The sequence below is a fragment of the Spiroplasma chinense genome (assembly GCF_008086545.1).
GTDB classification, from domain to species: Bacteria; Bacillota_I; Bacilli_A; order Mycoplasmatales; family Mycoplasmataceae; genus Spiroplasma_A; species Spiroplasma_A chinense.
On the sequence record NZ_CP043026.1, the window covers coordinates 357,508 to 381,570 of the forward strand.

At 27.8% G+C, this 24,063-nt stretch carries 23 protein-coding genes; 21 read left to right on the forward strand and 2 right to left on the reverse strand.

Features of this window, described 5'->3' with window-relative positions:
* Positions 1–7 precede the first annotated feature (7 nt).
* Positions 8–1,099, reverse strand: a complete 1,092-nt coding sequence (locus tag SCHIN_RS01630) for a Fic family protein (protein ID WP_166507894.1) — start codon at positions 1,097–1,099, stop codon at positions 8–10.
* 194 nt (positions 1,100–1,293) lie between these two features.
* On the opposite strand from SCHIN_RS01630, the gene SCHIN_RS01635 reads away from it, so the two are divergent.
* The 8 genes from SCHIN_RS01635 (at position 1,294) to SCHIN_RS01670 (ending at position 11,379) form a co-directional block, all read left to right on the forward strand.
* Positions 1,294–1,503: a hypothetical protein gene (locus SCHIN_RS01635; RefSeq protein WP_166507895.1), complete on the forward strand. Its 210-nt coding sequence runs from the start codon at positions 1,294–1,296 to the stop codon at positions 1,501–1,503.
* A gap of 96 nt (positions 1,504–1,599) precedes the next feature.
* Positions 1,600–2,853 carry an oligopeptide ABC transporter permease OppB gene (gene oppB / locus SCHIN_RS01640; RefSeq protein ID WP_166507896.1) on the forward strand — a complete coding sequence of 418 codons (1,254 nt, stop codon included), beginning with the start codon at positions 1,600–1,602 and terminating at the stop codon, positions 2,851–2,853.
* A gap of 1 nt (position 2,854) precedes the next feature.
* On the forward strand, positions 2,855–3,826 hold the full coding sequence (oppC, locus tag SCHIN_RS01645) for an oligopeptide ABC transporter permease OppC (protein WP_166507897.1): 972 nt from the start codon (positions 2,855–2,857) through the stop codon (positions 3,824–3,826).
* Positions 3,827–3,923: 97 nt separating this feature from the next.
* On the forward strand, positions 3,924–6,239 hold the full coding sequence (locus SCHIN_RS01650) for an ABC transporter substrate-binding protein (RefSeq protein WP_166507898.1): 2,316 nt from the start codon (positions 3,924–3,926) through the stop codon (positions 6,237–6,239).
* A gap of 15 nt (positions 6,240–6,254) precedes the next feature.
* Positions 6,255–6,659, forward strand: a complete 405-nt coding sequence (locus tag SCHIN_RS01655) for a lipoprotein (RefSeq protein ID WP_166507899.1) — start codon at positions 6,255–6,257, stop codon at positions 6,657–6,659.
* A gap of 129 nt (positions 6,660–6,788) precedes the next feature.
* Positions 6,789–8,501 carry an oligopeptide ABC transporter ATP-binding protein OppD gene (gene oppD / locus SCHIN_RS01660; RefSeq protein WP_166507900.1) on the forward strand — a complete coding sequence of 571 codons (1,713 nt, stop codon included), beginning with the start codon at positions 6,789–6,791 and terminating at the stop codon, positions 8,499–8,501.
* Complete coding sequence (oppF, locus tag SCHIN_RS06390; RefSeq protein ID WP_166507901.1) at positions 8,491–10,626, forward strand: oligopeptide ABC transporter ATP-binding protein OppF; 2,136 nt, start codon at positions 8,491–8,493, stop codon at positions 10,624–10,626. Before oppD ends, oppF begins: the two co-directional genes overlap by 11 nt.
* A 210-nt stretch (positions 10,627–10,836) precedes the next feature.
* The gene (locus tag SCHIN_RS01670; protein WP_166507902.1) at positions 10,837–11,379 is read left to right on the forward strand and encodes a DUF402 domain-containing protein; all 543 of its coding nucleotides are present in this window, start codon (positions 10,837–10,839) and stop codon (positions 11,377–11,379) included.
* A gap of 23 nt (positions 11,380–11,402) precedes the next feature.
* Here SCHIN_RS01670 and SCHIN_RS01675 read toward each other — a convergent pair whose 3' ends face one another.
* Positions 11,403–12,257 carry an ROK family protein gene (locus SCHIN_RS01675; protein ID WP_166507903.1) on the reverse strand — a complete coding sequence of 285 codons (855 nt, stop codon included), beginning with the start codon at positions 12,255–12,257 and terminating at the stop codon, positions 11,403–11,405.
* A gap of 196 nt (positions 12,258–12,453) precedes the next feature.
* Here SCHIN_RS01675 and lepA point away from each other — a divergent pair, with 196 nt between their 5' ends.
* The 13 genes from lepA (at position 12,454) to SCHIN_RS01740 (ending at position 24,052) form a co-directional block, all read left to right on the forward strand.
* Positions 12,454–14,256 (forward strand): translation elongation factor 4, encoded by a 1,803-nt coding sequence (gene lepA / locus SCHIN_RS01680; protein ID WP_166507904.1) that lies wholly within the window; start codon positions 12,454–12,456, stop codon positions 14,254–14,256.
* 9 nt (positions 14,257–14,265) lie between these two features.
* On the forward strand, positions 14,266–14,712 hold the full coding sequence (locus SCHIN_RS01685; RefSeq protein ID WP_166507905.1) for a GNAT family N-acetyltransferase: 447 nt from the start codon (positions 14,266–14,268) through the stop codon (positions 14,710–14,712).
* 122 nt (positions 14,713–14,834) lie between these two features.
* Positions 14,835–15,719: a hypothetical protein gene (locus tag SCHIN_RS01690; protein ID WP_166507906.1), complete on the forward strand. Its 885-nt coding sequence runs from the start codon at positions 14,835–14,837 to the stop codon at positions 15,717–15,719.
* A gap of 66 nt (positions 15,720–15,785) precedes the next feature.
* Positions 15,786–16,724 carry a hypothetical protein gene (locus tag SCHIN_RS01695; RefSeq protein ID WP_166507907.1) on the forward strand — a complete coding sequence of 313 codons (939 nt, stop codon included), beginning with the start codon at positions 15,786–15,788 and terminating at the stop codon, positions 16,722–16,724.
* Entirely contained in the window at positions 16,693–17,364 is a 672-nt protein-coding gene (locus SCHIN_RS01700; RefSeq protein WP_166507908.1) for a M48 family metallopeptidase, read from the forward strand. Before SCHIN_RS01695 ends, SCHIN_RS01700 begins: the two co-directional genes overlap by 32 nt.
* 33 nt (positions 17,365–17,397) lie before the next feature.
* Complete coding sequence (locus tag SCHIN_RS01705; protein WP_166507909.1) at positions 17,398–18,372, forward strand: DnaJ domain-containing protein; 975 nt, start codon at positions 17,398–17,400, stop codon at positions 18,370–18,372.
* 12 nt (positions 18,373–18,384) lie between these two features.
* Positions 18,385–19,077, forward strand: coding sequence for a hypothetical protein (locus SCHIN_RS01710; protein WP_166507910.1), 693 nt, complete (start codon positions 18,385–18,387; stop codon positions 19,075–19,077).
* 4 nt (positions 19,078–19,081) lie between these two features.
* Positions 19,082–19,894, forward strand: coding sequence for a hypothetical protein (locus SCHIN_RS01715; RefSeq protein ID WP_166507911.1), 813 nt, complete (start codon positions 19,082–19,084; stop codon positions 19,892–19,894).
* A gap of 17 nt (positions 19,895–19,911) precedes the next feature.
* Positions 19,912–20,367 carry a hypothetical protein gene (locus SCHIN_RS01720; RefSeq protein WP_166507912.1) on the forward strand — a complete coding sequence of 152 codons (456 nt, stop codon included), beginning with the start codon at positions 19,912–19,914 and terminating at the stop codon, positions 20,365–20,367.
* A 119-nt stretch (positions 20,368–20,486) separates the two neighbouring features.
* Positions 20,487–21,608 carry an acyl-CoA dehydrogenase family protein gene (locus tag SCHIN_RS01725; RefSeq protein ID WP_166507913.1) on the forward strand — a complete coding sequence of 374 codons (1,122 nt, stop codon included), beginning with the start codon at positions 20,487–20,489 and terminating at the stop codon, positions 21,606–21,608.
* A gap of 6 nt (positions 21,609–21,614) precedes the next feature.
* Entirely contained in the window at positions 21,615–22,421 is an 807-nt protein-coding gene (locus SCHIN_RS01730; protein WP_166507914.1) for a phosphate/phosphite/phosphonate ABC transporter substrate-binding protein, read from the forward strand.
* Complete coding sequence (locus SCHIN_RS01735) at positions 22,422–23,591, forward strand: cobalamin-independent methionine synthase II family protein (protein ID WP_166507915.1); 1,170 nt, start codon at positions 22,422–22,424, stop codon at positions 23,589–23,591.
* Positions 23,591–24,052, forward strand: a complete 462-nt coding sequence (locus SCHIN_RS01740; protein WP_166507916.1) for a hypothetical protein — start codon at positions 23,591–23,593, stop codon at positions 24,050–24,052. Before SCHIN_RS01735 ends, SCHIN_RS01740 begins: the two co-directional genes overlap by 1 nt.
* The last annotated feature ends 11 nt before the right edge of the window (positions 24,053–24,063 follow it).

Genomic DNA, 24,063 nt, shown 5'->3' on the forward strand with positions numbered 1-24,063 from the left:
ATTTAAATTATCAATCTTTTCCTACAATAATATCGATAACTGGTTTAAATTCATAGTGTTTACTTTCTGGAACTTTTCGAATATCGTAACTATTAACTAATTCGTCAAATATCATAACAAAAGTTTCATCTTCCATATCAGGGAATAAAGGTTTGATATTAAAGTAAACTCTAGAGAATGTAAAGATTGGATATTTACAAATATAATCTAGAATTTTCTTTTTAAGTTCTCTGAAAGTCGCTATTTCTTCTTTTATAACGTCAGTTTTTAACTTGAAAACCATAGCATTTGCAGCTTCAAAAGTTTTAATATTTGCTTTTAATTGATAAATTAGTAAATCTAAAAAGAAAGCTATTCATTTTTGATAGTTAGAACTAAAATCAAGTTTAGCCAATTCTTGATAATACAAGAATTGGTCGTGCAAAATTGCTTTTGATATGTAAAAATACGGTTTACTTGTTAATTGATATTTGTTAAGAACTAAATTAAATAAAATTCTACCAGTTCTTCCGTTTCCATCTGTAAAAGGGTGAACTTTTTCAAAATATGCATGAGTAATTGCACCACGCACTAAAGCTTCAAGAATAGCACTACATCCTTTAAAAGGAGTTGGATCATTTAATCAATCAACAAATTCCTGCATATATTCTGCCACCAAATGAGCTGGAGGTGGAAAGTGATTTGCTATTTTTACCTGTTTTATTCTTCAAACACCAGGATTTGCATTAATTGCATGAATAGACATCATGTTTTGAAATAAGTCTCTGTGTATTCCAAGAATCAAATCTTCACTAAAGGAATTAGTTTCTTTGATTTTTTCGTTTGCATTTTTTAGTGCATTAACATAGTTTGAAATTTTCTTACTAGTTGGTGTATCTTGCGCTAACAATTCAACATCATTTGTATCAATTCCTTCAATCATATTTGAATGTCTTGCCTCATATTTTAGCAATTGCATTGATAAAAATTGAGTGTCAAATGGTGAATTGTTTAAAAAGTTATTATATTTCATAAAAAGCTGAATAATTTCTTGAGCTTTTCCTTCAAAAGATAACGGGTCAAATTTTACTTCGCTAATTTTATATAACTGATGAGCCATTTTTTACCTCGCATAATAAATAATTATAACATAAATTGTCCTTCATATATTGATGTTTCACATTTTTTTGAAAAAAAATGTCTTTTTTAACCCAGTGTTTATGGGGGTTTTTGGGGACTGGAAAAACTTATAGTGTAAATCCTTTGACATTAACCCTTATCTATTATACTATAAGGATGTTAAGTGAGGTAAGAATGATGAAAAACGAAAGTACAACAAATGTAACAATTACAAACAATAGCAACACTACTAAATGTTCTATGTTTTTTGTTGCACCAAATTTAACAGATATTATGTACAAAGCTATAAATGTTTTAACAAGCATGAATTTTGGCAATGGTCGAAAGATACACATAAATAAATGAAAATGTACTTTTAGTTTCAAAGATTGTTTATATAATTAGAAGCTAATAAAATAATTTAAAAGTCTACAGTTTTGCTTATTATGTGTGAGCGATTTGTAGACTTTTTTATTGAAAGAAGAAAGGTTTAATAATTGAATGAGAAAAGAAAGTGATGATAAGCAATTATCATTAATGAGTAAAGAGGAAAGAGAAGAAGCAAAAGAAATAATAAGTGATATAAAAGTAAACAGTGAATTTAGCAAAGGCAAAGTTAATTTAAATTTAATGATTCACAGTTTAAAGAAATTTAATAATAAAAAAAATGAATTTATAAATAGTTATCCTTTAATGGCCTATTCTGTAAAAAGAATATTATATGCATTTTTAACATTGTATTTTGCAATAGCTGTTGTATATATTTTATTAAATATAGTTACAAATGATGCAATGTACATTCAAGATATTGATTTAAATAAATGAAAAATTAGATTTGGATCAGAAGAGTATTTCAATCTTATAAATAATCGAAAAAGATTATTAGGGGTTGATGGTTCAGTTTTAAAACAAATATTAATATATTGAAGAAATGTAACGCCATTTATACCAAAGAAAATTATATTGGATCCATTTTACCAAGCTGATGGAACTATTACAGGAACTACAGTTACTAAGTATTTTTACTTAGGTGTAATTTTTAATAGTAGTTCTGGATATGCAACTGGAACTCTGGTTGAAAAAGTAATGTCATTAAGTATGCCAGTATCTTTTAAACTAGGAGCGATTTCAACTGCAATTGCTTTTCTTATTGGAGTACCTATAGGAATATATGCTGCTTTAAATAAAGAAAATGCAAAAGATAATTCAATTACAGGTTTTTGTTTATTGATGTTTGCCTTACCAGCATTGGTTATTGTTAGGTTATTTTATCAATTTGTAATTTATTACTTGGGAGCTGGTTCACTATGAGCTGGGTCTACTTTATATACTCAAATGTTTCCTGTGATACTGTTAATACTATTGACAGTACCTGGAATTATCTTTCAAACAAGAAGGTACATAATTATAGAAATGAATGCAGATTATACAAAATTTGCGTTATCAAAAGGAATGACAAATAGATATGTGTTCTTTATACATATATTTAGAGTTGCTGGAATTGCAATTATTCGTAGTATACCAGCTGCTTTAATTGCCAATTTATTTGGCTCTAGTTTGTTGGTTGAACAAAGTTGAAACGTTTTGGGAATGGCAAATATTACAATTAGTGCCATTTCAAGTAATGATATATTTTTAATTTTGGGTATTGTGTTTATTAGTGCATCTGTCTCGCTATTTTTAAGTTTGATAAGTGACCTTTTAATTACAATACTTGACCCAAGAGTCAAGTTAATTGAGAAAAAAGGGAGTTAACATGGAAGTTATTTTAAACAAGAATGCGAACTATGATTTTGAAAATTTAGATTTAGATTTGTTTGAAGTAGTTGGTATTGATAAAGAAATTTCAGAAAGAATTATTACAAAATCTTATGGATATTGAAAATCAGTATTTATTAAAGTTTTTAAAAATCCTGTATTCATAATTTCTCTGATTGCTATTTTAGTTGTAATTGTTTGTAGTGCAACAATAGCTCTTGGAGAATATGCAATTCCAACTTATCCAGATGGTGAAATAAATGCAGCACCTTCATCAGAACATTGGTTTGGAATTGGAAAAATGGGAGAAGATCTTTGAAATAAAACATGAATTGCTACAAGAACAACATTGATATTTACTTTAGTTATAGTATTGATTGAAGTTATTCTTGGAATAGTTATAGGTTCAATTTGGGGTTACAACACCAGATTTGATATTTGGTTTATTGAAACAATTAGATTTATTTCAATTGTTCCTCAATTAATTTTATGACTGTTTATTATATTCTTGTTTGCTGGAAATAAAGGTTTGTGGGTAGCTGTTTTAGCAGTTTCTATTACAAATTGAATAGGGCTTGCCTCCTTAATAAGATTTCAAATCTTATTAAATAAAAGTCGTGAATTTAATATAGCATCAAAGGTCTTAGGTTCGAATGGTGAAAAAATAATTAGAAAAAATATTTTACCTTCAATCTTACCAATTGTTATTCAGTCAATAGCATTTTCAATTCCAGCTGCAATCGGAATTGATGCTTCACTTGCCTTTCTTGGTTTTGGTTTTGTATCAGCATCTGATGCAAAATCAGCCTCACTAGGTTCGTTATTAACAGATTTGCTTAGTGGTTCTGATTGACAAGTAGCGCCCCATCTTTTAATTGTCCCGGTAGGATTTATTGGTGGATTAGCATTGGCATTTTATGTGGCTGGAAAAATATTTGCAGACTCATTAGATCCAAAAAATCATAGATAAAAATAATAGAAATATGTCAAAAAAATAATAATCAAAAAGATAGAAAAGAAGGAAAAAAGAAAAGAATAAATAAAACGAAAGAAAAAAGGAAAAAATTATGGAAATAAAATTAAAAAGAATTTTAAGTGCATTTGCTGCTTCCTCCATTATTGCAACAACCACAACCTCAGTTGTGGCTTGTCAATTGGGGGGGTTTAATTTTAATGCAATTAGAAATAGAAAAGTGAATACAAAAGAATATTTAGACTATTTTCAAACACCACCAGAAGTTTGAAGTCCAATTGTATCTGCAAGTAGAAGTGATTCTATGTATCTTGCGAATATATTTGCAACAATACTATCTGTAGATGAATATGGGAGAACTTATGGAGATTTAGTTGAGTCTGGATTTACCAGTGCTCATTCTAGTGATGGTGGAAAGAGTTTATATGTAGGAGCAGATAGTAATTCTGCAACTGTAAACCTTTCAAAATGAAAATACAAATTTAGAAAAGAAGCAAAATGATTTAAAGCTGATGGAACTGCAGTTAGAGATATCAAACCAAGCGATATTTTAAACAGTGCAAAATACGTTTTAAATCCTGCAAATACTGTCCCTAACTTATTTTTGTGAAGACAGTTTATAAGAGGAGCTAGTGAGTTATATACATACTTTGAAAATAACGCATCAGCTTCAATGGACCAAGCTTTGAAAGCGGTTAAAGAAGGTTTCACATTTACAAAAGATGGGGTAACTACAACAATTGACCCAGTAGAAGGTGGTTTTGGAATAATTGTTGATGACACAGAAAATACTGTAGAGTTTAATTTATTAAAACCTTCACCGTATTTTGAGTCATTGTTAACTTATAGTGTATTTAGTCCCACACCAATAGAAAACTATGCCCAAGGTGAAACAGGTAAAGTTGTTGACCCTTCAAAAACATTGTTTTCAGGTCCATATTTAGTAAGTGGTGATCCAAGAAGTGGTTCTACAATGGATTATGTGAAAAATAATGGTTATTATTTTGCAGATAAAACTGAAATTGAAAAATTAACATATAAAAAAGTTTCAACAGTAACTTCAGACTTAGGTAGAACTATGTTTGAAACTGGAGAAACTTTACAATACGGTATAAATCCAAATGATGCTGTAGGGTGAGATAGATATGTTGGTAAAGATTTAGATAAACCAAATATTGATGAAGTATCTGTTGGTAAACCGATGAATACCACTTCATATATATTGTCTTATAACATGAACTACAAAAGTGGTGATGTAACTGATCAAAAATTAATTGATGGAAGTAGATTGTTGCAATCTAAAGCTGCCAGAATATTGCTTAATACAGGTTTCAACAGAAGTGTAGTTACAAAATATTTTTCAGCTAAATATGATACAGATCCAAATGTATCACAAAATATTAGAAATACATTTTCACCTCCAGAACTATCAGAGTATGGTGGAATAGATTATGTTAAAAGAGTGGAAAATGCTGTTAAAGAAAAGTTTCCAAAAGCTGCTGCTATAAGTGATTTTAGTTTAGATGATGGAAATGAAATATTGCTAGGGAAACAAGATTTATATACAGATTATGCAACACGTGCACAACTAACAACAGATGTACAAGCTTTTGTTGACTCAAACCAGTTAACTAAAAACTCAAGAGGAAAGGTTGAATTAAGATGAGTTGCTTCAGATTCTTCAAATACAACATTAAACCCATACATAACAAGAGCGGTGGCTCAATTTAATGAAATACCAAATAACCCAATAGAAATAAATTTTGACATCCTAAACAATGCAGATTATATGACTGCATATGGTGCAGGAGACTTTCATTTATTCCAAATTGGATGAATCCCAGATTATAATGATCCAGGAACTTTCTTGGGAGCATTGATTATTGATGGAGATTTAATTAGATTTACAGGTCTTTCAACAATTGATTCAAGTAATAATCCATTGTTGTTACCTAGAAATAATCCAAGCGAAGGTATGAGAAAAGAAAATCTGTCATACGTGATAAATGACACTTTTAAAACAACAGAAAGTGATGATGTTGTAACTTTTGCAGAGGATTACACAGATAAATTCTTAGAAATTGATGGAGCATCAACTTATGATCCATTGTATAGATTTGATGGGTTTGGAAAAATAGAAGCAGAAGCAATATACGAAAACTTCTTAATCTTACCTAACTTTACAAATGCAGCTCCAATCACTTATTCAATATCATTTGTTAGACCGTTTACTTATGGTTATGCAACTTATGGTATAAGTTCAGAAAAAATATTTACATATAGAATTAACGAACAACTTTGAACTAAGGAACAAAATGATGAATATAGACATATATTCAGAGCAGAAAAAGCAATTATAGACTTAGATCCAAGTTATAAAAAAGATGGAAACATCTTCTTTAGGAAATAGAAGGGAAATGAAATAATGAAAAAACTCTTATCGATTATAGGTTCAATAGGGCTTTTAACTTCAACTAGTGTAATAGTTGTAGCTTGTGGTGTTGATGCAAATCAACCAACTTATGTTATTGCTCCTTCTAACCACACTCATTATGTATTAGTAGGCAAAACTATAATTAGTGATGTTTACGTTGGAGGATATGTAACTGATGTGGAACTTGTTGCAGTATCTTCAGATGAAGAAATTTTAAAAGTTGAAATTAAAGATACTGTTGAATTAAAAGATGAAACTGAAGATGAACCAGTAACTGTTGCTTCTAAAAAAGTGAGACTCGAAATTACAGGTGTCAAAATTGGAGAAGCGTCTATAAAACTTACATATGGTAGTGCTTTAGAAAAAACTTTAAGTTTAAAGGTTGTAGCATCTTAGTGTATTTAAATAATTATTAAGAAACTATATTTATAAACAAGGTGTAGTTTGAATATTATTAAAAACACTAACATGAAAATTGTTAGTGTTTTTAAATGATAAAAAATTTTTACAAGAAAGGTAAGAAAAATGAATGAAAGAAAGATATTGATAGTTGATGATGTTGAAGTAAAGTTCAGAGTTAGAAACAAAGTCTTAAAAGCTATTAGAGGCGTATCTTTTGATTTATACGACCAAGAGATTTTAGCAATTGTTGGAGAATCTGGGAGTGGTAAATCAGTTATTACAAAAACATTCACAGGAATGTTAGAGAGTAATGGATGAATAAGTAGTGGTTCAATAACTTATTTTCCTTCAGATGATGAAGGAAATATTAAACCAACTGACTTGGTAAATACTCAAAGACAAATAACAGAACCTCAAACGAAAAAATTTATATTGAAAAACTGTAAAAAAATAATAAAGCAATTAGAAAAAAGAAAAAAACTTATATTAGAGACTTCTGTAGAGAAAAGAAAAGAGTTAACAGAAAAGTACAACTTAAAAGCAGATGAAATTGCTTTAAAAAAAATGAAGAATGAAAACGCTTTTAAGGAGTCATGGTTTTCTAGGTTTACAATCAACAAACTTGAAAAAAGAATAACTCAAAATAAATTTATTTTAGATCTGGGTGATGAAGATTTTAAAAAAACAGAATTAAATAAAATTGAATATGAATTAACTGAAGTTTTAAAAGATTATACTCAGTTTACAAGTATTAGTTTTATTAAAAAGTTTTCAATAGGAAAAGCAATTAAAATAATGGGCAATCGTTTTTCTCAACAAACTAGTCTAACAGAAAAAGAAATAAAATTTATAAATAAAAAATTTAAACTTAAAAAATACAATTCTAAATTAATTATGGATTTAAATGAATTATATAAAGAACTTTTAGAGAATAATTTTGAACAATATGAAAGTTTTAAAAGTGTTGAAGATGATTGAAAGAAAATAAAAAATTTAAATTTTATAAACAGGAAAAGAGCTAATAAAGAAATTACTAAAATTAGAGGGAAAACTATTGCCACTATTTTTCAAGACCCAATGACTTCATTAAATCCTTTATTGTCTGTAGGTTTTCAAATTTGTGAGGTTTTAAAAAAACACAGAAATTTGTCAAAAAATGCGGCTAAAAAAGAGGCTATAAATTTACTAGAAAAAGTTGGAATACCAAATCCTGAAAAAAGATTTAAAGATATACCTAGTATGTATTCTGGTGGAATGAGACAAAGAGTTGTTATTGCAATTGCTTTGGCTTGTAGACCTAAAATTTTGATTTGTGATGAACCAACAACTGCATTGGATGTAACTATTCAAGCGCAAATATTGGAGTTGATTCGAAACTTACAAAAAGAATATAACTTTGCAATAGTTTTTATAACTCATGATTTAGGAGTTGTAGCATCAATTGCTACAAGAATTATGGTTATGTACTCAGGTCAAGTTGTAGAAAAAGGTACAGTTGATGAAATATTTTATAATTCAATGCACCCATATACTTGAGCTTTATTATTATCTTTACCTCAATTAGGAACAAAAGGTGAAGAACTTTATTCTATAGAAGGTACTCCTCCTTCATTATTTTCAAAAATTTTAGGTGACTCATTTGCTCCTAGAAATAAACTTGCTTTAAAAATAGATTATATACATGAGCCTCCATTATTCAAAATTTCAGAAACACATTTTGTAAAATCTTGATTGTTAGATAAAAGAGCTCCTAAAATTGAAAAACCAAAAGAGTTAGTTAATTTACATAACTTCATAAAAAAACAGGAAGGAATAAAATTAAATAATGAACAATAAAGAAGAACTTTTAAACATTAGAGACATAGTGGTTCAATTTAGACGAAAAGGTAAAAAGAACAATGCTGTCAAAAATGTAAGTTTAGATATTTATAAAGGTGAGGTTTTTGGTTTAGTTGGAGAATCTGGAAGTGGAAAAACAACAATAGGGAGAGCGATTGTAGGAGTACAAAGTATTCTTGATGGTTCTATTTATTTAGAAGATCAATTAATTGCTGGTAATCCTACAAGTATATATAAATTAAATAAGCAAATTTTCAAAAGTATTAAAGAAATTCAAGTGAGAATAAATGCAATCTTAAGCTTGCATTCAGAACTTATATCAATTATAGAAAATAAACTTTTAAAAGATGAAGAACCCAAAAGTAGTAAAAAAATTTCAAATATTATTGAGTACTTTAAAAACAAAATTGATTTGTTTATACATTTAACTTCTAGTGGATTAAATTATTTAAATAAAATAATTACAAACTTTGAAAGAATAAATAGATTTACAACAAATATAGGTGTTTATATACAAGAAGTTTCAAAAGAGTTAGAAGAAACTATTATTTTAAAAAACACACAAACAAAACAAACTGTTATCTCAATTAAGGAAAGGTTTGTTTCTGGATACTTTAGTTTTAAAGAAATATTACAAATTTTAGTAACTTGACAAAAAGAAACTAAAGATAAAACTATTACAAAAAGTATTCCTATAATTGAAATAATAAAAAAATTAAAAAGTGTTTCTGAAATTTTTGGAGAATTAAATGATGGTTACAAAGAACTTATTGATGCTGAAAAAGAGAATTTAGTGTTATCTGCCCCTCTTAGAAAAAGAAACAGGGCTTTACAAAAGTATTATGACCTTGTATTTATTAGGAGAAAAAACTTTTTTGATGAAGCAACAAGACAATTAGAAACCATTAAAGATAGTAATGATGCAAGAGAACTTAAAAAATACTTGAAAGATTTTTGAACTAAAAAGAATATGAATTTAAAAGTGTGTAAAAAAATATTTTCTTACATTGAAAAGCAAAATGCTTCAAGAGATAAGTTGAATTCTATGGTAGGTCAACTTAAAAAAACTTTATTTGAAAGACAATTAAAAGACTATATAGTCTCAAATAGAAAAAGTGATTTAGTAAAGTTAGATAATTTAAAAAAACAATTTAAATATATATTAAATGTAATTAAGAAGAATGTAATTAAAGATGAACAAGCAATAAATAAGTATCTTGAATGGAAACCAGACAAGATGCTTATTGAAGGAGAAAAAAAAGAACAAGTACTTAAATTTATTGAGTACTTAGAATTACCTTCAATAGATGAAAAAGTTAAAGAATCATTTCTTTTTAGGAAAAGAACTAAAAAAGAGAAAAAAATGAATAGAAAAAATACACAGATGATTTTTCAAGATCCAGGTTCATCTTTAAATGACAAAATGTCAGTTACTGAAATACTGTCTGAAGGAATAAATAACTTTAGATTTCTATACAATTCATTACAAGCAAAACAAGAATTTGTAGATGAATATAACAAAAGAGAAAATACCAGTATTTCAGTTAAAGATGTTAAAGCAAAAGATGTGAAAAAGAACTTAATTTTAAATTTGATGGAGTCAATTGGACTGCTTCCTGAACATTTAACAAGATATCCTCATGAATTTTCTGGAGGTCAAAAACAAAGAATAGGGATAGCTAGAGCTTTATCATTAAAACCAAAATTAATTGTAGCTGATGAACCCATTAGTGCTTTGGATGTTTCGATTAGATCACAAGTTTTAAACTTGTTTAAAAAATTTAAAGAAGAATATAGTTTAACTTATGTTTTCATTACCCACGATTTGTCAGTTGTTAAGTATTTTGCAGATAGAATTGCAGTTATTTATCAAGGAAAAATTGTTGAACTAGCCTCTACTGAGGAATTATTTTCCAATCCTTTACATCCATATACAAAATCATTGCTTAGTGCAATACCAATACCAGACCCAATTTTGTCAAAACAAAAGACTATCAAAGTTTACGACGCAGAAAGTGAACATTATGATTATCAAGTTGATATTCCTTATTTTGAAGAGGTGAAAAAGGGGCATTTTGTTTATGCCAATAAAAGAGAAATTAAAAGCATGAATGATGCTTAGAAAATACCCAATATCAAAAAAAGACTATGAAATGGTCTTTAAAATTGATATGGGTATTTTTTTGTTTTTTTAAATCATATTTACTTAACCTGGCCCTTTAAAAATTTGTCAAAAATAGATATAATGTTATTGTATTCGGAGGACCGAAAACTAACATAAGTTAGTTAAAAATTATATCAATCTCAGAATAAGGATGAGAGGAGGGTTTACATGAGCGATGTAAAACCTGGCCAAAAAGTCCTTGTTCATGCATATAAACACAACGAGAATCTTTATCGTTCTTGAGAGAACGTAAGAGTTCTTGAAGAAACTGATGAAGTTTTAGTATTAATTAACGAAGAGGTTTTGATAACAGAATTAAATGGTAGAAAATGAAAAACTAACGAACCTGCAATTTGGTTCTTTTTAAAAAAAAGTTGATACAACATTATATGTATGTTTAAGGAAAAAGGTATAAATTATTATTGTAATTTAGCTTCACCTTATGTCTTTGAGGCAAATACAGTTAAATATATTGATTATGATTTAGATGTTAAAGTCTTTAATGATCATAGTTTTAAAATATTAGATTTAAAAGAATTTAATAGAAATAGAATTTCTTACAATTATTCAAGAACAATAGTTGAAACTGTATGAGAAGGCATAGATGAACTAAAAAAAATGATTAAAGATAAGAGAGATTACTTTAATCACGATTATGTTAGAGAAGTATGGCAAAAATTTCTCGATTTAAAAGAACAAGATGAAATGTAAAAAATCGATTTAAATCGATTTTTTTATTTATGTACTGATCCTAAAAGGGTTGCATTTGTAATATCTTGTGCAAATTCAAAGGGAGTTTTATAGTGAATATCAATTGTAACTTCATGTACTCTTTTGAAAATCTTTTCAAAGAATCACTTATTATTCTCAGCCACACTTCCTCCAATTACTATCATTTCTGGATTTATAAAGTAAATTGCTGTTGAAAATAATTGCACTAATCTATCTTCAACTTCTTTAAAGTAGTCTATAACTATTTGGTTTTTACCTTCAATTAGTAACTCAAAAGCTTCTCTTGCATCTTTTACATCAACTCCACGAGTTTTTAAAACTCTTGGAATATTTATTCCACTAGCTAAATATTCAATTCCAGTTCTTTGTTGGTCTTCGCCAGTTAAAGTGGGATTTGCATTTGCCACTTCACATGCAGTATATGAAAAACCATTGTGAATTTGATTGTTTATTACAAGTCCTGCTCCAATTCCCGTTGAAACTGTAAAATACAACAAACTTGTTTTATTTCTTATTAAAGCTTGACCAAGTCCTGCAACATTTGCATCATTATTAAACAGTACTTCAACATTATATTTATCTTCAAAGTATTTTTTGATTTCTAAATCTTGTCAATCTGGTAAGTTAGGTGTTATTAAGATTTTACCTTCTTTTATATCTGCAGGTCCAGGACAACAAAGTCCTATTAATTCTAAAGTTTCATTTTTTTGTTCTCTTTCGATGTATTTATCAATCTTTCCTAAAGTTTCTTTTCAATCTTCTTTGTTTGTATCAAAAATTTCTATATCTATTACTTTTTTTTCTTTAATTTTTGCAACTCTAACAGAGGTTGCTCCAATATCTATTCCAATTTTCATAAATCTCTCCTTATATAAACATATTATAATGCAAAAACTAAAAAAGTTTGTTAATAGCGATTTAAAAGCCTTAAGAGGGAAATAACTATATTAAAAAGTTGTTTTCTTTTTATTAATTATTTAATAATATAATTAAATTTCCTTTTTTCAAGTAAAATTTATAGAGATAAAAACTTATAGAGATGGGGTCACTTTTATGGACAAAACAAAAATAAGAAACTTTAGTATAATTGCCCATATTGATCATGGAAAATCAACTTTAGCTGATAGAATTCTAGAATTAACAGGAGCTGTTGATAAAAGAGATATGCAAGCTCAACTTTTAGATTCTATGGATATTGAAAGAGAACGTGGAATTACAATTAAATTAAACTCAATTCAACTTAAATACAAAGCAAAAGATGGACAAGAGTATATCTTTCATTTAATAGATACTCCTGGTCACGTTGACTTTACATATGAAGTTTCAAGAAGTTTAGCTGCTTGTGAAGGTGCTTTACTTGTGGTTGATGCTTCTCAAGGAATAGAAGCACAAACACTTGCAAACGTTTATTTAGCACTTGATAATGATCTAGAAATAATACCTGTAATTAATAAGGTAGACTTACCTGCAGCAGAACCTGAAAGAGTAAAAGAAGAAATTGAAAATGTAATTGGAATTGATTGCTCAAATGCACCAATGATTAGTGCAAAAACAGGATTAAATGTTGAAGACGTTTTAGAAGCAATTGTTAACTTTATTCCAGAACCTTTAGATGCAGATGATACAAAACCTTTAAAAGCTTTAATCTTTGACTCATACTATGATAAATATAGAGGGGTTATGGCATCAATTAGAATTGTTGAAGGAACAGTAAAAGTTGGACAAACAATTAAAATGATGCAATCTGGAGCAGAATATGAAGTTACTGAACTTGGGGTTAAAACTCCTTTTGAAGTAAAAAAACAAAGTTTAGAAGCTGGAGAAGTTGGTTGACTTGCAGCTTCTATCAAAACTGTAAGAGATGTAGCTGTTGGTGATACTATTACCACTAAAGAAAATGGTGCAAAAGAGCCATTAGCTGGTTATAAACAATTAAATCCAATGGTATTTTGTGGAATTTATCCAGTAGATACAGCAAGATATAAAGATTTAAAAGAAGCTCTAGAAAAAATCAGTTTAAGTGATGCAAGTTTAGTTTATGAAGCGGAAAGTTCTCAATCACTTGGTTTTGGTTTCCGTTGTGGATTTTTAGGATTACTTCACATGGATGTTATTCAAGAAAGGCTTGAAAGAGAATATGACTTAACTTTAATTGCAACAGCACCATCAGTTATTTATAAAGTAACTCAAACTGATGGAGAAATAGTGGAAATTGATAACCCTGCATTTTTACCTGATCCTCAAAAAATCAACTTTATTGAAGAACCTTTTGTAAAGGTTTCAATAATGACACCAGATACTTATTTAGGTGATTTAATGGGATTATGTCAAGATAAAAGGGGAAATTACGTAAATATTGATTATATTGACGATACTAGAAGAAACCTTATTTATGAAATGCCTTTAAATGAAATAGTATTTGATTTTTTCAATAAGTTAAAATCTATTTCAAAAGGTTATGCTTCATTTGATTATGAATTAATAGGTTATAAATCTTCAAAACTTGTTAAAATGGATATTTTACTAAATGGAGATATTGTTGATGCTTTATCAACAATTGTCCATAGAGACTTTGCATATCACAGAGGTAAAATTTTAACTGAAAAATTAAAAGAAATAATACCAAGACAAAATTTCGAAGTTCCAATTCAAGCTGCAATTGGTGGTAAAATAATAGCGAGAGAAACAATAAAAGCAATGCGAAAAAACGTTTTAGCCAAATGTTATGGAGGAGATATTTCACGTAAGAAAAAACTTCTTGAAAAACAAAAAGAAGGTAAAAAACGTATGAAAGCAATTGGTTCTGTCGAGGTACCTCAAGAAGCATTTATTGCTGTATTGAAACTAGATGATTAGGGGGATTTAATGTATTCTTTATCATTTCAAGTAGATTTCGGGAAAGATAACGAAGTGTTTAGAAAAGCATTACTAATAAGGGAAGAAATATTTGTTAAAGAACAAAAAATAAATATTGAAGATGAATTTGATGAATATGACGATGAGAGTTTTCATGTAATTGGTTCAACAAAGGATGGTGTAGTAATTTGTTGTGCAAGAATTATTAAAAAAAATAATAGATGATATTTTGGAAGAATTGCTGTTAATTTACACTATAGAGAAGTGGGCTATGCTTCGAAATTATTAAAGTTTTTAGAAGATTACTTACTAAATACTTTAGGAATAAATACAGTGTATTTAGATGCTCAATTTCCAGTGGTCTATTTTTATGAAAAAATGGGATACATTTTGATCCCAGATGAAGAAGTCAAAGCAGTTATACCTTGTAGGTTGATGTTTAAAGAACTTTGATAATACAAAGAAGTCGAAAGCTACAAACGCTATTAAAGCGTTTTTTATTTACACTTTAATTGTAAATTGGATATTAATTTGGCATTTAAAAAGATATAATAATAAATATAGAGTGGAGGGGTATAATGAGAAAACTTAGAACCTGAAGATTTTTATTAATGTCAATTATTACTTGTTTATGTTTATTTGTTATACCATTTACTTCATTTTCAATGGAAAACGATAAACTAAAATTAATATTTGGAACTGACAATTTAGGACCAATTACTTGAATTATAATGTCTATATCATTAGGTTATATAGGAAGTGGTTTTTTAGCTAATGGGCTAAAAAACACTCCAGGAAGAGCTTTTGGTATGATAAATACTTTAATTGGATTTTCTCTAATTGTTGTGTTATCACTTTATGCATTCATAAACATGCATAACCCAACAGAATCAAAATTAGCATCAATTATACCAACAATTACCTTTGTTTCTATTGATGCTGTTATTTCAATAGTTCATATTTCAATTAATAATAGACCTGCAACAGTTACTCAAGTTGTTCAACAAGTTGTTGGACAAGCACAAGTTGAAGCAAATGATGGTTCAATTAATATGAACTCAGTTCAATTACAAGATGCAAATGAATTGAAAGTTAAAATTCAAAACATGCAATCTGGATTGACAAAAAGTTATGATGAAGCAATTGATGAAATAGAAAAAACTGGTTACTTAAATGGTTTAGAAATTGGAGAATTATCATTTGTTGATGATAATCCTAAAATAGTACCAGTTGAAATAGCACAAGATTATTCACAACCACAACCAAAACAAGAATCACAACGTGAATACGAAGAACCTAAGTTCTATAATTCAAGAAGAATTGAAGACGATGTATTGGCAAATTATCAACCAGATGATGATTATGAAAGTATTAATTCAACAGCATTATCAAGAAGAGATGACAGAAATGATGGTTACAAATATCTTTCAAGAAGATTAAATGACGATAAAGATGCTCACTAAGAATTTGGCAATATGCTAAATTCTTTTTTTATAAAATGGTAAAATTACATAAGTTAGAGGTACAAAATGGCAAAAAAGGAAAAATTACCCAAAAAAGAAAAACAACCTAAAGGTGATAAACAAGGTTTGGGAAAGAAAATAAAAGATAACCTAAAATTAAGAAACTTTAAAGCATCAAGTTTATTTCTTAATATTTTTGTTATTGCTTTTAGAGTTGCAGCATATGCTTTTTGAATAATTGCTCCAGTTTTATTGGCTTTTGCACTTGTATATGATCAAGGGGCAAGAAACTTTTACGGTTACATTTTACTTTCTATTTTTGGTAAAACAGAAAAAATTGATGGTGAATATATTGCAACAAAAGATAATAGTTTTGTAAATACAACAGTGTACATAACAGCACCAATTCTTTGATTGATATTGGTAATTTTGATTTATGCTTTTGTAACAAGACCAATTATGAAAAAAACATTATGAAGACAAAGAATGTATCTTTCAATTAACCTATATTTTTGAGCGATTTTATTTTGAGTTTTACTATATATGATTTGAATTCTTTTACCAAATTTACCTGGTGATACAAATGTTGACGAAAATGGATATATTAATCCTAAAGACGCCTTTTACTCTGCTGCTTTAAAAACTTTTACACCTTTTTCTGGATGATCTATTGTTTATCAAGTTTTTTGTTTATGTATTATAATTTTTGCAACTTTTGCAGCAATTGAAGCTAGTTTAATAAGAAAACTTAAACTAGACTTTGATTCATTCTATAAACCTGAATTTAATGAAAGATCACTTGTAAATCAAGTAATTGAAGGAAGATTACAATTTGGAGAAACAGATCCAGGTGATTTAAAAGCTGAAATTAAAAAACTTAGAAATGATTTAGATATGGAAAGAAAAGAAAGAAAAATGAAAGAATTAGAACGTATAGAATACGAAGCAAAACAAAAAAAAGAGGCAAAGAAAAATGCTAAAAATAAGAAAAAAAATAAGTTATAAATCTAAACCAATAGAATATGACCTAATTCTTAGAGAAGAACAAAGATATATAAGACTTAAAATAGTTGAGGATAATATTGTGGTTTCTGCCCCAACTCAAGCTCAAGATTGAGAAATAGAGCAGTTAATTTACAAAAATATAAATAAAATAATAAAAGTAATAGAGTTTAGAGAAAAATATAAAAAAGTTGAAATAGGAAACCCTGGTTTTATTAAGATTTTTGACGAAAAACAAGAAGTTTTTTTCAAACAAGAAATTGATAAAAACAATAAGTTTGAATATAAAATTTATGAAAATGATTTAGAAACTATTAAACATATGTATAAGAAAATAGCTATTGTTTATGAAAAAGAGTTTGTAAAAAGAGTTAATTTTTGAAAAGAAAAAATGGACTTAGACTTTAAAAATCTTACTATTAAAGAAATGAAGGGTAAATGAGGTATTTGTTACCCTAAAAAATCTAGAATAGTTTTAAATACTAGATTAATACATTATCCTGAAAATGCAATGAATTATGTAATTGTTCATGAACTAAGTCACTTAGTTCATGAGAATCATTCAAAGGATTTTTGGTATCATGTCCAAAAATACCTTCCAGAATACAAAAGTTTTGGTGATTTATTAAAACTATCAATTTAATAAAGTATAATAACTTTAATAAGGAGTTTTTTTATGGGCTGAAAAAAAGAATATAAAAAATTTCAAAAAGAACAACAAAAAAAGGCATCAATTTTTGATTACTCTGATGGTGAATCTAGTTTCATTGAATGAGTAAGATCTAATGAGGATGTCAATTTTTGAACGGCTGATAATCTATTATTTATGGTGGGCAAATACAACGATGACACAAAAGAATTGTTATCTGTTCAACAATTACCAGATAAATTAGATAATGGTTTTGTGTGAGAGTTTGAGAATATTAATTTAAAAGAAACTTTTTCTTCTTATCCTTGTGTAAGTTATTTTAAAAATACTTATGATTATTTAAGTTTAAAAAAGGATAGTTATGTTGCAACTTTAATTATTACAGCTCTATCAAAATTTACATATTATACAACAGAAAAGTTTTGAAAAGTATTTAATAGATATTTTTCAAATAAAAACATTAACGACTTTCCTTTGCTAAGAATTTTTGAAGTAATGCAGAGGACTTCAATTGATGCAATTGAGGGAATTATTCAAAAAGCTTTAATGTTAGTTGAAGGAATAGAGGTAGTACCCTATAAACAACATTTATTAGTTGAAGAACTAGTAGACTTAGGGGATGAATTTACTTATCACTGAAGTAGAATGTTAGACCAAGTAGTTGACTTAACATTTGATACATATAGATTTGAAGAAGAATATGGTCAAACTTTTACTGGAAGTTATACAAATTATTCTGAAAACGACCCTGAAGAAGACTTTGAAGATTTCTTTGAAAAAACAAAAACATTGGTTTTCAATGATGAAGTGAATGATGCTTTCTCTTATTTTGGGCTTACAAAAATGGACTCACCTACAGAATTTAAAAAGGTGTATAGAAAACTTGCAAAAGTATTCCATCCAGATGTAAACCCAAATATTGAAGCTGCAAATGAAATGAAAAAAATTAACATGTTTAAAACCATTATTGAACAATATTATGATAAATACGAAATAACATAAGGAGAGATTATTATGCAAAAACAAATATGAAATAATTTGCTTGATTCTTCAAATAAGTTGGTAAAGAACTTTGAAAAAGCAAAAATAATAAATGTTTTAAAGGATTTTAGTCAAAATTTAGTAGAATTTAGTGAAGTGTATTCTTCTAACAGAGAAGAGTTTTACAAGTTTATAGCTCAAAATTACAATAATTTCTTCGTACAAAGTACAAATATTATTTCAAGTACTGATTCAGTTGCAGTTATTATGCAACTGAATGAAGGAATAAATGATTATATAATTCTTATTAATTTATTTAGACAAATGATAGTTACTTTAGATTCACTTTCAAGTGAATATTGATTAAAACTTGTAGATTTGAATAAAAAAGAAAACCCAGATTTTGCACCATACTTAATTAAAAAAGCAAATAGTTCAAGATTTGAAAAAACAGATGAAGAACTTGAAGAAATTAAAGTAGAATCTAAACAGTATGGTTTTAAACCTGATCAATATTTTGAAAAAGTATTAAATAAAGAATTATGAAGTGAAGTTAAAAAATTAGAAGAAACAATTCTTTCAAAACCTGATGGGGATTTTGAATATTTTAAAGAGTTGCTTTCTCAAAGAGAAGAACTTGCAGATGATATGATAATAAATCTTTGAGCAGTTCTTGCAATTAATATAAGTTATTTAGATTATTTAAATAATTTAACGAAAGGATAATAAAATGAAATTTAAATCTTGAGATCATTATGGACAAATTGCTAACGAAATAATCACAAATGAAGTCTTTGTTTTGTTGTCTTTATTTGGTCAAGATAATAACTATTTAAAAGCAATTGAAAAAAGATGATTTGATAAAAGAGATTTAAACGACTTTAGATTTTATATTGAAGATGCTTTTGATGAAATAGAGGTCAAAAAAAAGCCAGAAGTAGATAGAGATAGTTTAAGTTGTTTGTTAAGGCTTATGGCAATTTGTGATACTGTTGTAGAATACGAATCACTTTATGATATTTCTAAAAGTTACTATGATGATATTTCACCAAAAGTGGTTTTAGATTTAAGATTATATGATTACGCTTTTAAACAATATTTAGAAGGGCAATCAAGTTCATTTTTAACAGAATGTAAAGAATTTCAAGTAAATATTAGATATAAGAATGTAATGGAAGAAATAGTTTATGCTTTAAATAAATTAATTGAAAGCAAGGATTTCAATTACATTAAAAGAAAAGCTTATGAAGTAAATGATTTAATTAGTGAAATTTTAGATTTACTTGAAGATAATTCAAATTCAACATCAGAATATTTTGAAGAAAATGAAGTGGTTTTATATAATTTTGCTATTTATTATTCTACAAGATTCTACTTTGGTTTACTTTTAAGAGAAAAAATCATTACAGAAGAAGAAAGAGTTACAAATTCTATAATTGAAGAAAACAAACCTTTAATTGAAGAAGATGAAATGAGGATAAGCGAAACAAAAATGATGAACGAAGGTTCTGATGAAGCATTTTATAAAACATTAAAAAATTAGAACCAGGGGGCTAAATTATGCACAAAGACCATTTTAAATACCCATTTTGTTGTAAAGAAGATTCTGAATTCTTTTCAACTTTATTGGAAAATTACATGCAATTAAGAAAAAGCTATGATGGATTAAAAATATTAAACTCTGATTATCAAATATATGGAGTATTGGCAAATTCCAATCTTGAAGTTTTACTTACAAGATTGGAGAAAAAAATCGATGATCTTAGTGCAGATATATTAGAAGAGGCTGAAAACAAATTTTGGTCAATAGCAAGTTTGTTATTCATTTATTATGTAAAACTTGTATTTGAGAAGATAGATTCAAACTTTAAAAGTGAAGAATTTATCAAATTCATTAAGGATGAAAGTGTTGATGTAAATAATTCTTTCTCAACAGAAGAAGGAGAACAAGCACTTAAATTTATTAAAGTTCTGTTAGACGATATTGAAGGATACAAAACAAGTCAATTATTTTAAAAAAGCGCGATTCTGCGCTTTTTTTGTTATCTATCTTGCTAATTATTTTCCCTTTTTTAAATTAATACTAGGAATTTTTTCCAATAAGCATATAATTAATTTGGAAGGAATGAGAAAAAATGAATGAAAAATATATTAAAGCAAAAGAGTTCGGTTTCAAAAATTTAGAGCCTTATTCAAAAGCTGTTGATATCGAGGGAAGATTCCCTATTGAAGGTTATAAAAGTATGCAAAATGAAGGATACTTTTCATTGTTAGTACCAAAAGAGTATGGAGGACAAGGAGAAAACTTATTAGCACATGCAGAAATTTGCTTAGGTTTATCTGAAAGTTGTCCAAGTGCTGCTCTTGCATATATGATGCACAATACAGCAACAAGAGCTATGGCTCTTTATGGTCAAGAAGATATCAAAAAAGAAATATTGAAAAAAGTAGTTGCTAAAGAAGTTACTTTAGGACTTGCATATAGTGAAAGAGGAACAGGGGCTCACTTTTATATACCTGACGCAACATCAAAAGATGATGGAGATCACGTTATTTTAAATGGTGTTAAAAGTATGGTAACTGGAGCTGGGTTTGTAGATTACTTCTTAACTCTTGTAAAAGCAGAAGAAGATGACAGTTTACATGTTTATGCTGTTCCAACAAATATTGATGGAGTAGACTTTGAAGAGGGTGTTTGAGATGGAGTTGGTTTAAGAGGAAATGAATCTAAACCAATGATAATGAAAAATGCTCGAGTTTCAAAAGATTTAGAACTTAAAAATATTGGAGATGAAGATAAAGAGATTTTCTTAATTGGTTTAGCTTCAGTTTCTGCAGGTCTTGCACAAAGAGCTGCAGATGAAGTAGCTGCATATGTTCAAAAAAGAGAATATACACATGCAAAAAACTTAGCAGATATTGAATCTGTACAAGTAAATCTTGGAAGTATGTATGCAAAAGCATTTTCTGCAAGAGAAACAATTTTGGCAGCTGCAAGATTAGCAGATCTAAGTCCATTAGGTGCATTTCCAGAATTATTTTCAGCAAGAATTGTTTCAACTGAAGCTGCATTAGATAATGCAGTTGATGGTATGAGAGCTTTTGGTGGAAAAGGTTATGTTAGACACGATTTAGTTATGGAAAGAATCATGCGTGATTCATTTGCAGGACAAATAATGGCACCTGGAACTGATGTATTGAAAATTTGACTTGGAAGAATGTTGGTAGGTTTGAACTACATAGACATTTTTAAATAGATTAAAATGAAAAAGGTAAAAGTAGGAGCGGTAGTTTATGCTCCCCAAGTCACAGTTGTTTGAGAAATAATTTGTAAGTTCTTTAAGGAAAATAATATTTTACTTGAAATGGAATACTTTGCAGATTACAAAACTCAAGTACAATATCTCTTGCAAAATAAAATTGATATAGCTTGAAACTCACCATTAGCACATGTTTTGTCAAAAAGAGGTTCTAATAAAGTAGGTTTTAGTTGTATGAGAGATACAGATCAAAATAGAAAATCTGTAGTATTAAGTTTAAAAGATTCTAATATAGTTGAAGTAAAAGATCTTAAAGGTAAAAAAATTGGTTTTGGAGCTTTAGATTCTCCACAAGCTAGATTAATTCCAATTTGAACTTTGAAACAAAGTGGATTAGAACATAATCAAGATTATGAAGAAGTGTTATTTAATATCGGAGTTGGATTACACGGAGACCACGTTGGTGGTGAAGAAGATGCATTAAAAAGTTTAGTAAACAAAGAAATTGATGCATCTGTTACAACAGAAGGTAATTTTGAAAATTGAATTACTGATGGAACTTTTGATAAAGATAAATTTAATGTTGTACATAGAACAGGACTTTATGACCATTGTATTTTTACAACAAGAGAAGGTTTTGACCAAGAATTGAAAAGTGAATGAGAAAAAGTTCTGTATTTAATGGATTATTCTAATCCAGAACATAAAGAAATGATGGATCTTGAAGGTCTGAAAAAATGAGTAGCGGGAAGAGAAGAATATTTTGAGCAATTAGAAAATGCAATAGATTATTTAGGGTATAGCGAATAAATGAAAGAAAATAGATTTTTAACTTCTTTAATAGGAAGTTGACCAAGAAGTGAAAAACTTTTAAAACTAAAAAAACAATTAAAAAGAAATGAATCAGTAATGGATGAATATAATAATTTGCTTGTTTCGGAGACAGGTAAGATCATAAAATTACAAGAAGATTTAAACCTTGATTATATTGTAAGCGGTGAACTTGAAAGAGATAATTTTGTATCTTTTGTTGGTGAAAAAATAAAAGGTGTAAAAATATTAAATATGAGCGAAATGCTAGAATATATTGAAGATAAATTTGCATTTGAACAAATTTTAAATACATTAGATGTACCTTCTTTGAGTATAAAAAATGCCATTTGTTTTGATAAATTAGAATTGGATGAAAGTTTATGTGCTAAAGAGGTTGAGTTAATCAAACAATTTAGTGATAAGCCTATAAAAATCACATTACCTGGACCTTATTTAATGACTAGATCTATGTGATTGCCAAAATTATCTAAAAACTATTATTCTTCTAAAGAAGAATTAGGAAAAGATGTTGTAGAAATTTTAAAATCTGAAATTGATACACTTGATAAACTAGGTGTTCAAATTATTCAATTTGATGAACCTGTTTTAACAGAAGTTGTGTTTACTCCTGACAAGACAAGAACATTTATGTGTTCTGCTTTGTCAGAAAAACAAGATCCAAAAGATGAATTAAAATTTGCAGCTAATTTAATCAAACAAGTTATGGATTATGCCAAAACCAAAAATTCCAAAGTTGCTTTGCATGTGTGCAGAGGAAATTGGAGCAAAGACGAATCCACATTATTATCTGGTTCGTATGGTCCGTTAATTGAATTATTCAAAGAAGTAAATCCAGATATTTTAAATTTAGAATTTTCTACACCGAGAGCTGGAGAAATAGATGTTTTATTCAATAATTTGGATATGAAAAATACCATTTTAGGTCTTGGGGTTATAAACCCAAGAACTGATGATATTGAATTAATAACTGAAATTGTTAGTTTTGTAGATGAAACTTTAAAATTTACAACACCTGAAAACTTGTGATTAAACCCAGATTGTGGTTTTGCAACATTTGCAAATAGACCAGTTGGTGTTGAAAACATAATTGTTGAAAAGATAAAAGCTTTAACAACAAGTGCAAGAATCATGAAAGAGAAACGTTAATGTTAGATTTTCAAAAAGAATATATTTATGAGTATAGAGCGATTAAAAACTATAATAAAGCATTAAAAATCTATTCAAATTACTTAGAGATTGAAAGTGAAAGTGAATTTAGTTTTGATATTAAAAATTCAAAACCTAGTGCACTTGATCAATTTGCAACCGCAATTATAAGTTCAATAATTTATTCAATAATAGACTATGATAAAAGAAACTCAAAAGCTATTGAAGCTATTGAAATTAAAACAAAAATGAGGTTAAAATCTCCTTTGTCTAAAATAAATGTGATTGGCATTGATGATGATAAACCAAAGATAGATAAAATGGAATTTAATATTTATGTTGATAATGTTCTAGAAGATGAAAACATAGGTATTTATTGTTTGAAGGGTATGGAAAATTCAATATTATTAAATTCTTTGAAAAACTCTATAAGTTTTGTTTTTGATATAGCAAATGTTTAAAAAGGTATTTT